Raw genomic sequence first — 9,712 nt, forward strand, 5'->3', positions numbered from 1 at the left:
CCCTTGATAGGCGTTCGTTCAGAAGCCGACGTTGTCGCCGCCCTTAAGCGAGAGGATGGCGCGGGCCTCGTCAGGCGTGGCGATCGAAAGGCCGAGCCCCTCGATGATGGCGCGCACCATGCGGACCTGCTCGGCGCTGGAGGTGGCGAGCTTTCCCTTGCCGGCCCAGAGCGAGTCCTCCAGCCCGACGCGCACGTTGCCGCCCATGGCAGCCGACTGCGCGGCGATGCGAAGCTGGCTGGCGCCCGCGCCGAGCACCGACCAGCGGAAGTCCGAGCCGAACAGCCGGTCGGCCGTGCGCTTCATGTGGATGACGTCTTCGGGGTGCGTGCCGATGCCTCCGAGGAGGCCGAACACCGACTGGACGAAGAAGGGCGCCTTGACGAGCCCGCGGTCGGCGAAGTGGGCGAGGTTGTAGAGATGGGCGATGTCGTAGCACTCGAACTCGAAGCGCGTGCCGTTGCCGTAGCAGGTCTCGAGGATATACTCGATGTCCTTAAAGCTGTTGCGGAACACGAGGTCGCGCGTGGCTTCGAGATGCGGCTTCTCCCAGTCGAACTTGAAGGTCTCGTATTTCGGCGCAAGGTGGAAGAGGCCGAAATTGATCGAGCCCATGTTCAGCGAGGCAACCTCGGGCTTGAAGGTCGCGGCCGGCAGAACGCGCTCCTCGACCTTCATGTAGGGGCTGCCGCCGGTGGTGATGTTGATGGCGGCGTTCGTGCCTTGCTTCACGCGCGGCAGGAAGCGAGCGAAGGCCTCCGGCGTCTGGTCGGGCTTGCCGTTCTCTGGGTTGCGGGCATGGAGATGCAGGATTGCCGCGCCGGCCTCCGCCGCCCCGATGGCGTCCGCCGCGATCTCGTCGGGCGTGATCGGCAGGTGCGGCGACATGGTGGGCGTATGGATCGCGCCGGTAACGGCACAGGTGATGATGACCTTGCCGGCGGGGGCGGGGGTGGCTGTGCGGGACATGTCGATTTCCTTCAGAAAGGCTGTCAGCGACCGAGGTCGCGGTCGGCGGCGCGCTTGTGGGCGCGCAAGGCCATGAGGCGGCGGTCGCGCCAGGTCTGGCGCTCGGCGAGGCTGGAGGCGGGCAGGGCGGCGCGGCGCTCCGGCTCGATGGTGCCCGCCGTCGCGCGCGCCCAGTCGGGCTGGCTGCGCATCGTCTCCGCAAGACCCGCATACATCGGGCCGTAGCGCGCGACATAGTCGGCGATGCCGCCCGGCGCATTGAGGTCGATCGTCTCGAAGGGGCCGATGAAGCTCCAGCGCAGCGCGAGCCCGTCGGCGATGCCGCGATCGACGTCGGCCGCGCTGGCATAGCCGCCCTCGACCAGCCGGAAGGCCTCGTCGAGAAGCGCGCCTTGCAGACGGTTCATGATGAAGCCGTCGATCTCGCGCTCCATGACCAGAGGGACCTGGCCGACCTCGCGCAGGAAGGCCGCTCCCCGTTCCATCACGGCGGGGTCCGTCCAAGGGGCGGGCACCAGTTCCACGGCGGGCACGAGATAGGGCGGATTGATGGGGTGGGCGACGACGACGCGGGCGCGGCCGGGTAGCCCTTCCGAAATCGCGGACGGCAGAAGCGCGGAGGAGGAGGAGGCGAGCACCGTCTCCATATCCGACAGACGGTCGAGCATCGCGAAGGTCTCGCGCTTCACCTCGATCTTCTCCGGCCCGCATTCCTGAACCCAGGTCGCGCCCGCCAAGGCGTCGGCGAGATCGGCGACGGGCTCGATGGCCCCGAGCACCTCGTTCACCGAGCGTCCCGACAGGAGGTCATTGGCCGACAAATCCTCGGCGACCGAGCGCACGAAGGTGACGGCGTTCGGCGCAGCTTCCGCGTCGGGGTCCCAGAGGCGCACGCGGCATCCGGCTCGGGCGAAGGTGATGGCCCAGGCGCGTCCAATCAGGCCCGCGCCGACGACGGTGACGATCCGCATCACAAGGTCTCCACGTTGCCGTCGACGTTGAAGGACATGGCCGAGAGGTTGCGGCCGGCATTCGACAGGAGGAAGGCGATCGAAGCGGCCACGTCCTCCGGCGTCACCATGCGCCGCAACGAGGTGGTGGCGAGATACCGCGCCTCCATGTCCTCGTAGGAGACGCCGGTCTGCTCGGCTCGCGCGCGGATCACGCCCTCCATGCGCGGCCCCGCGACGATGCCGGGCAGAATGGAGTTGACGCGGATGTTGTGGGGGCCGAGCTCCTTGGCGAGCGACTGGGTGAAGCCGATGACGCCCCATTTGGCCGCTGCGTAGGGTGTGCGGAAGGCATAGCCGTGACGCCCCGCGGACGAGGACATGTTGACCAGCGAGCCGCCGCCCGTCTTCTTCAGTTCCGGCACGGCGAGGCGCGCGCAGAGGAACTGGCCGGTGAGGCCGATATCGAGGCAGCGGCGCCAGTCGGCGACCGCGATCTCCTCCACGCCCCCCGTCGGCCCGGCGATGCCGGCATTGTTGACGAGCGCATCGAGCCCGCCGAGGCCACTCAGTGCAGTCTCGAAGAAGCGAGCGACGTCGGCCTCGTCCGATACGTCGGCGCGCGCGGTGATCGCGCCGGGAAGCTCGGTGGCGACCTTGTCCAAGGCTTCGTCCGACACGTCGCACACGGCAAGGCGGCAGCCCTCGGCATGAAGGAGGCGGGCGGTGGCGAGGCCGATGCCGCCGGCCCCGGCGGTGACGATGACGCGTTGGCCCTCGAGCCCGCTCATTATGTTGGTGGCCACTCTGGTCAGCTCCGTTTTTCCCGAAGGGCGATGACGGCGGCGAGAACGACGCAGCCGAAGAAGATGGCGCGGAAGGCGTAGGGCAGCGTCGTGCCCGCCAGCAGGGTCTGGAGCGCGGTGAGGAGCAGCGCGCCACCCACCATGCCGAGGAAATGCCCACGCCCGCCGGTTATGAGCGCGCCGCCGACGACCACGATCGCGATGGAGGGCAGCAGATAGTCGTCGCCCATGCCTAAGCTCGCCTGACCAGAAAAGCCGGTGAGGAGGACGCCAACGAGCGCCGCGCAGAGCGCCGACAGGATATAGACGCCGACGATCGTCCGCCCCGTGCGCACGCCCGACAGGCGCGCCGCCTCCAGGCTGTTGCCCACGGCATAGACCTGCCGCCCAAATGCCGTGCGCGAAAGGAGGAGCGTGCCCAGCACCAGGAAGAGCGCGAGCAGCACGAGGACGGGCGTGATCGGCCCGAGCCGTCCCGTCATCAGCCAGCGCAGGGCGGGCGAGGCGAAGCCGGACGGCGTGCCGCCGGAATAGAGAAGTGCCACCCCTTGCAGGATGCCGTTGGCCGCCAGCGTGACGACGATCGGTGACAGGCCGAGGGCGACGACGCCGAGCCCGTTGAGAAGGCCGATCAGCGCGGCCAGGGCTAGAACGGCAGGCACGGCATAAAGGAGCGCGGGGTCCGAGCCCTGCACCAGTCCGGCGAAGAGGATGCCGGACAGGCCGATCGTCCAAGGGACGGAGAGATCGAGCCCGCCGGTCAGGATCACCGAGCCCTGGCCGAGCGCGAGGATCACGAGAAAGGTCGACAGGACCAGCAGCGAGTTCCAGAAGCCCCAGTTCGCCAGCGTGTTGCCGAGCACGAATTGTGTCGCCACCAGCACGATGGCGAGGCACAGATAGGCGGGCACCGCGTGGCGCAGCTTGCGGCCATGGCGCTGCAGAAAGCCGGGCTCGTCGATGCGGTCGGCCGCCGGCCGCCCGCCGCTGCGCGTCGCGGCGAAAGCGAGCTTGCGGTCCTCGGCCGGGCGCTGGGAGACGTGCGTCCCGGCACGCCGAGCGCGGGCCGCGCCCGCCAGGCGACGGAGCTGCTGGACGAGAGCGGAATCCTTGGCGAAGGATCCCACGAGGACGGCCGCCAGCAGCACGCCGCCTTCCGCGATGGTAGAGAAATAGGCCGAAACATTGAGGGCGAGGAGGATGTTGACGACGATCATCAGCACGAAGGCGCCGAAGATCGTGCCGACGAGGCCGCCCTTGCCGCCGCCGAGCCGTGTGCCGCCGATGACGACCGCCGCGAACATCGAGAGCAGCAGCGAATTGCCGACGAGCGGATCGCCCGAGCCGGTCTGCGCGCTGACGAAGACGCCCGCGAGGCCATAGAACCCGCCCGCCAGGACATAGGCCCCGAAGCGCACCAACGGCACGCGGACCCCTGTCGCGGCGGCCGCGTGCGGATCGCTGCCCACCGCATAGAGCGCGACGCCGAAGCGCGTCTTCTTTAGCCAGAGCCAGAACAACGCGGCGAGGCCGAGAAGCACCAGTGAGGCGGGCAGTAGCTCGGGGATCGCATCAGCCATGTAGAGCGTGCCGAGCGAGGGCGAGACGAAGCCGCCCGGCTGGTCGAGGACGAGGAGCGTCAGCCCCTGCACGATGAACATGGTGGACAGGGTGACGACGATCGGCTGCAGCCGCAGGACCGCGACGAAGAAGCCGTTGAAGGCGCCGACCAGCATGCCGACAGCGATGCCCACCAGCGTCCAGACGAGGACGGAAGCGTCCATGTCGGCCGGGTCCATCGTGGCGGCGAGCACCGCGTTGACCAGGGAGATGACCGCGCCGGCCGAGAGGTCGAACCCGCCGGACAGGACCACCAGCGTCTGGCCCATGGCGGCGAGCGCGAGTGGCGTTCCGCCGCTCGCCTGGAAGGAAACATCGAAATAGCTCATCGGCCCGGGAGTGATCGCGTCCACCAGCGCGAATAGGGCGCAGAACAAGAGGAGGGCGACGAGCGGGGCGCGGTTCCGGGTGAGCCAGCGAAAGTCGGCCGGCGTCTGCGGGGCGGCGATGCGGCTCATGCAGCGGCTCCGATGACACCCGCGGGCGAAGCGCCGCCGAGCGCCGCGCCCATGATGGCACGCTCGTCGATGGCGTCGGTCTCTAGCCGCGCAGCGACGCGGCCCTCGTAGAGAACGACGACCCGATCGCTGAGATGGACGAGTTCGGGGATCTCGGTGGAATGGAAGAGCACCGCCCCGCCCGCATCGGCGAAGGCGCGCATCAGGTCGTAGAGCTGGTGCTTGGTGCCGACATCGATGCCGCGCGTCGGGTCGAACAGGAGGAGGATGCGGCTTTCGGCGACCAGCCACTTGGCGATGGCGATCTTCTGCTGGTTGCCGCCCGAAAAGGCACCCGCCTCGGTGAAGCTCGCGACCGGCGAGACGTCCACCACGGAGAACACGGCCTCCGTCGCCGCCCGCTCGGCCGTCTCGTCGATCAGCCCGCCGCGGGTGAAGCGATCGACCACCGGCAGACTGGCATTGGTGGTGCCGTCGAGCTTGAGAAAGAGGCCTTGCGTCTTGCGGTCCTCCGGCAGGAAGCCGATCCGCAGCGAGGGATGCAGCGCATCGGCGGGCGTCGACAAGTGCACCGGCCGGTCGTCCACCCGGATCTCGCCGCCCGAGACCGGCACCGCGCCGAAGCAGGCGGAGAAGAGGTCGAGCTGGCCCATGCCCTGCAGCGCGGCGACACCGAGGATCTCGCCGGGGCGGAGCTGGAGAACCACGTCGCGCAGCTTCGGCCCGGCACAGAGGGATCGTGTTTCGAGGACCGGCGGCGGCAGGCTGGCGGCTGGCCGTCCAGAGCGCGGTGGGAAGGTCTGGTCGAGCGAGCGGCCGATGATGAGCTCCACCACCTGATCGTCGGAGAAGTCGGACACCGCGCCGTCCGCGATGTGGCGTCCGTTGCGCAGTATTGTCATCGATTGGCAGAAGGCCCGCACTTCCGGCATCCGGTGCGAGATGAAGAGCACGGTCAAGTTGCGCCCCGTCGCGTCGGCGATGATGCGGCCGAGCCAGTCGACGTCGCCGCCCGCCAGCGCCGAGGTCGGCTCGTCGAGAAGAAGGATGCGGGGATCGCGGTAGAGAGCGCGGGCGATCTCGATCTTCTGGCGCATCGCGAGATCGAGCGTGCCCGCCTCCGCATGGAGATCGACGCGCATGTCGAGCCGCTCGAAATGGGCGGCGACCCGCTCGGCCACCGCTCCCCGGCGCAGGGTGCCGAGCCAGCCGGTGGGGGCGCTCGGCAGGAGCATGTTGTCGAGAACGCTGAGGTCGCGCACCAGCGTCAGTTCCTGGAAGGCGGTGCGGATGCCGGCGCGATGCGCGTCGCGAGGGCTGGCCAGCCGCTTCGCCTGACCGTCGATCAGGATGTCGCCGCTGTCGGGCACGATCAGGCCCGACAGAAGCTTCATCGTGGTCGATTTGCCGGCTCCGTTCTCGCCGAGCAGCGCGTGGGCCGCGCCGGGGGCGACGGAGAAGCTGACCTCGCTCACCGCCTTGGTGGCGCCGAAGGCCTTCGACACGGACTGGAACGTAATGGCGGGCGCCGGGGCGAACCGGGTCATGGCACTCTCGTCGCACGGATGAGGAGGGCCGCGCGGCGGGTCGCCGCGCGTCGGATGTTGGGAGCGGGACGCGCGGGGCTAAAGCCCGGCGCGCGTCCTCGTCCGGTTCTTCAGCGCTCGGGCTGGCCAACCAGCGCTGCGTTCAGGCCGACTTCCGGCGTCTCGGCTGAGAAAATCGAGGCGAACCAGCCGGGATTGGCGACGATGGACGGCTTGAAGGCGTTGCAGCCGTTCTTCATCTCCTCCCACGTTCCCGTCTCGCAGAGCTTCACCGTGTCGTTGGTGACGATGGGCAGCGGCAGCGTCGTGTGGTGCGGCACGTCGGTCTTGCCGTCCAGCATCTGGACCGCGAGCTTCAGCGCATAGGCGCCCGAATAGGGCGGCGAGGCGTAGGAGAAGCGCGGCGCGCCCATCGGGGCGTAGGTGCCGTCGGCGCCTTCGACCTCGGTGCCCTTAGGCAGCATCTGGATGCGGCCGCCGTTGGAGCCCTCGCCCGCGCAGGGTTTCAACTGCTCGGCCGTGTGGCCCGCCTCGATCTGCATCGAGTTGGCGGTGTAGCAACCGACCTGCATCCAAAGGCCGTCGATGCCGTCCCAGTTGCGCGTGGCGAGCAGCTTCGAGAGCTCCGTGCGCGCCACGGCCTGGCTCCAGAGGCCGACGGCCTCGCCGACGATCTTGATGTCCGGGTGCTTGGCGAAAACCTCCTTCGCCGCAGCCGTGCGGGCCGTATCGACCGAGGTGCCCGGCACGCCCGTGACCATGACGACGCTGCCCTTGCCGCCGAGCTTGTCGGCCAGCCATTCGGCCGTGCGCCGCCCGGCCTCGGCCTGATCGATCGTCACGTTGTAGGCGCAGGGCTCGGTGATCTCGGCGTCGTAGGCGACGATCTTGACACCCTTGGCGCAGGCGTTCTTGACGACCTGGTTCAGCGCCGTCGGCGAGATCGGGTAAACGACGATCGCCTTGGCGCCGGCCTGGACCATAGCGTTGATCTGCTGGATCTGGCGTTGGGCATTGGGCCCGGCCACCTGCACTTCCAGGTCGATCTTGTCCTTCATGTCGGCGGAGGCGGCCATGGCCTTGACCATGTTGGAGGCCTCGGCCTGCCAGTCGTTGCCGATGTAGCTCATCGACAAATAGACCTTGTGCTTCTCCTGGGCGTTGGCCGACAGCGCCATCAAGGCCGATAGGCCGAGCGCCGTCGCCAGCGTCCCGCAGCGGGTCGCAAACGTCATCATATCCTCCCACGAAGCGCCGCGAACCGTCTCTCCATCGGTCTTTCCGGCGTCGTTTTGATTTTAGATCAAAAATCGAAACCGGCTTCAAGGGGACTCTCGAACGCTTTATGCTGGGTGGCGAAACAGCGTAGGCAGGGGTTCGGCATGTCAGCTATTCGAGGAAGTGTATCGCCGTTGCGTCGGGAGACTCTGCAGGACGGCGTGTTCCGTCGTCTGTCTGGTCTCATCCTCGAAGGTGGCATCGCCCCCGGCGAGTCGATCACGGTGGCCAGTCTCGCCGAGGCCTTCGACGTCAGTCCCATGCCGGTGCGCGAGGCCCTAGTGCGGCTTCAGGCGATTGGTGCGCTGACCGTTGTCTCCGGCCGCACGATAGGCATTCCGAAGCTGACGCGCGCGCGCCTCGACGATCTCACGCGTGTGCGCCTCGAGGTGGAAACGACGGCTGTGCGCTGGGCGGGCAACCTTGTGAACCCGGAATTTCTCGGCGATCTCGCGTCCAATTTGGAACGCCTGCGCGAGGCCGAGCGCACGGCTGACGCCAAGCTTTATGTCGGCGCCAATCACGACTTTCACTTCCACGTCTATCGCGCAGCAGGCTCGCCTGTGCTCACAGGTATGATCGAGGTTCTTTGGCTCCAGATCAGCCCCTATTTCCACCTTTTGCGCGGGTCGGGGAACTTTCACATCTCAAATGAACGGCATGAGGAATTGTTCGAGGCGTTCAAGGGAGCAAACGTAGATCGCGCCGTGAACGCCTTGCAGGCCGATATCACTGGTGCATATCGCGTGTTGTGCGATTTGATCTGAGCTGCACGCTCCGAAGGCAGGGAACTCCCTTCTCGATACGAATGATCGCCTGTCCTGGTTTAATCCTTGGCCCCGACGCGCCGGCCTCCTACGCAATTTTGGTAAGGATGTCGGAGCGGTTGATGGCCACAATCAGGAAATTGCGGGGACGTTGGCAGGCTCAGGTGCGCCGTCGCGGAATGAAGCCGAGGGCAAAGTCATTCGATTCTAAATCCGAGGCTGAGCGTTGGGCGCGTGAACTTGAGACCCAGGTCGACCGCTTCGGTGCCGCGCCCGATACTAAGGTCCTCGAGACGACGACGCTCGGCGATCTCATGAGGCGCTACCAGAGCGAGGTGACACCGAAGAAGCGCGGATATGTCCAAGAGGGGCAGCGTATCGACGTGCTCTTTCGACACGAACTCTCTCACCGCACCCTGATCGGCCTAAGCGCGTCTGACCTAGCCGGATATCGCGATGAGCGGCTCGCGATCGCAGCACCATCGACCGTGCTGCGTGAGCTCGCTATCGTAAGCCACGTCCTCGAGGTCGCCATGAAGGACTGGGGCTACCCGCTCGCCCGTAACCCAGCGAAGGCGATCCGTCGCCCGCAGGTAAACGATGCCCGCAGCCGTCGGCTGCAGAATGATGAGGAGGCTCGACTGCTTTCCGCATGCGACGCTGGGCGGACGCCATGCTTGAAGGCCCTCATCATTGTCGCCAGTGAGTCAGGGATGCGCCGTGGCGAGCTTCTTGGGCTCCGCTGGGGAGACGTAGCCTTTGATCGCCGGATCGCGTCCTTGAGCCTTACAAAGAACGGCAGTGCACGTCAGGTGCCGCTTACGGGGAGGGCGGTCGAAGCGCTACAATCGCTGAAGAGTGCTGAACCCGAGGCTGTGATCAACGATCACGTCTTCCCCATCTCGGCCGGCGCGCTCGAGCAGGCGTGGCGGCGCCTTTGTCTGCGTGCGGGAGTGACGGATCTTCGCTTCCATGATCTGCGTCGAGAGGCGGTCAGCCGCTTGTTCGAGAAGGGGCTGAATGTGATCGAGGTCTCCGAAATCAGCGGCCATCGCGAGCTGAAAATGTTGAAGCGCTACACGCGCCTCAATCCGGCAGATTTGGTCGCGCGGCTAGGATAGTCTCGATGATGTGTTCAATGTCCAACTGTCGATCGTGCATCAAACCTCCGTGTGTCGCCTCGAAGCTGGCAAGAATGCGATCGATGTCCGTGAGCTCGTTATCAACCTGGACAGCAGTAGGCTTCTGCCGGCGCCGGGAAGCCTGCTGACGTGACCCCCGTTTTTCATCCAGCGGGAGCGAGAGTCCTGTCGTGAC

At 67.0% G+C, this 9,712-nt stretch carries 9 protein-coding genes; 2 read left to right on the plus strand and 7 right to left on the minus strand.

The annotated features are described in order from the left end of the window. Positions 1-18 precede the first annotated feature (18 nt). The 6 genes from O5O54_RS20830 to O5O54_RS20855 all read right to left on the minus strand — a co-directional run bounded on the left by O5O54_RS20830 (position 19) and on the right by O5O54_RS20855 (position 7,528). On the minus strand, positions 19-969 hold the full coding sequence (locus tag O5O54_RS20830; RefSeq protein WP_279483780.1) for a 3-keto-5-aminohexanoate cleavage protein: 951 nt from the start codon (positions 967-969) through the stop codon (positions 19-21). 23 nt (positions 970-992) lie between these two features. Next, positions 993-1,940, minus strand: a complete 948-nt coding sequence (locus tag O5O54_RS20835; protein WP_279483781.1) for a 3-hydroxyacyl-CoA dehydrogenase — start codon at positions 1,938-1,940, stop codon at positions 993-995. Beyond that, a complete protein-coding gene (locus O5O54_RS20840; protein ID WP_279483788.1) occupies positions 1,940-2,710 on the minus strand; it encodes an SDR family oxidoreductase in 771 nt (256 codons plus the stop codon). The genes O5O54_RS20835 and O5O54_RS20840 overlap by 1 nt, the downstream gene beginning before the upstream one ends. A gap of 20 nt (positions 2,711-2,730) precedes the next feature. Continuing rightward, positions 2,731-4,803, minus strand: coding sequence for an ABC transporter permease (locus tag O5O54_RS20845; protein WP_279483782.1), 2,073 nt, complete (start codon positions 4,801-4,803; stop codon positions 2,731-2,733). Next, positions 4,800-6,350: a sugar ABC transporter ATP-binding protein gene (locus tag O5O54_RS20850; RefSeq protein ID WP_279483783.1), complete on the minus strand. Its 1,551-nt coding sequence runs from the start codon at positions 6,348-6,350 to the stop codon at positions 4,800-4,802. Before O5O54_RS20850 ends, O5O54_RS20845 begins: the two co-directional genes overlap by 4 nt. A 110-nt stretch (positions 6,351-6,460) precedes the next feature. After that, the gene (locus O5O54_RS20855) at positions 6,461-7,528 is read right to left on the minus strand and encodes a sugar ABC transporter substrate-binding protein (protein ID WP_347814903.1); all 1,068 of its coding nucleotides are present in this window, start codon (positions 7,526-7,528) and stop codon (positions 6,461-6,463) included. A gap of 261 nt (positions 7,529-7,789) precedes the next feature. Between O5O54_RS20855 and O5O54_RS20860 the strand changes: the two genes are divergently transcribed. Both O5O54_RS20860 and O5O54_RS20865 read left to right on the plus strand, forming a co-directional pair. Continuing rightward, entirely contained in the window at positions 7,790-8,395 is a 606-nt protein-coding gene (locus tag O5O54_RS20860; protein ID WP_279483785.1) for a GntR family transcriptional regulator, read from the plus strand. A 122-nt stretch (positions 8,396-8,517) separates the two neighbouring features. Then, entirely contained in the window at positions 8,518-9,516 is a 999-nt protein-coding gene (locus tag O5O54_RS20865) for a site-specific integrase (RefSeq protein ID WP_279483786.1), read from the plus strand. Here the strand turns inward: O5O54_RS20865 and O5O54_RS20870 are convergent. Beyond that, positions 9,482-9,712 (minus strand): hypothetical protein (locus O5O54_RS20870; RefSeq protein WP_279483787.1); only part of this gene is annotated, 231 nt, incomplete at its 5' end. The genes O5O54_RS20865 and O5O54_RS20870 overlap by 35 nt on opposite strands.

It is taken from the genome of Aureimonas sp. SK2 (assembly GCF_029813115.1).
Taxonomy (GTDB): Bacteria; Pseudomonadota; Alphaproteobacteria; order Rhizobiales; family Rhizobiaceae; genus Aureimonas.

Bases quoted from the DNA above. Each gene is read 5' to 3' on its own strand.
- O5O54_RS20840 (WP_279483788.1), bottom strand. From the start codon at position 2,710: ATGAGCGGGCTCGAGGGCCAACGCGTCATCGTCACCGCCGGGGCCGGC.
- O5O54_RS20855 (WP_347814903.1), bottom strand. From the start codon at position 7,528: ATGGCGCTGTCGGCCAACGCCCAGGAGAAGCACAAGGTCTATTTGTCG.
- O5O54_RS20830 (WP_279483780.1), bottom strand. From the start codon at position 969: ATGTCCCGCACAGCCACCCCCGCCCCCGCCGGCAAGGTCATCATCACC.
- O5O54_RS20835 (WP_279483781.1), bottom strand. From the start codon at position 1,940: ATGCGGATCGTCACCGTCGTCGGCGCGGGCCTGATTGGACGCGCCTGG.
- O5O54_RS20845 (WP_279483782.1), bottom strand. From the start codon at position 4,803: ATGAGCCGCATCGCCGCCCCGCAGACGCCGGCCGACTTTCGCTGGCTC.
- O5O54_RS20850 (WP_279483783.1), bottom strand. From the start codon at position 6,350: ATGACCCGGTTCGCCCCGGCGCCCGCCATTACGTTCCAGTCCGTGTCG.
- O5O54_RS20865 (WP_279483786.1), top strand. From the start codon at position 8,518: ATGGCCACAATCAGGAAATTGCGGGGACGTTGGCAGGCTCAGGTGCGC.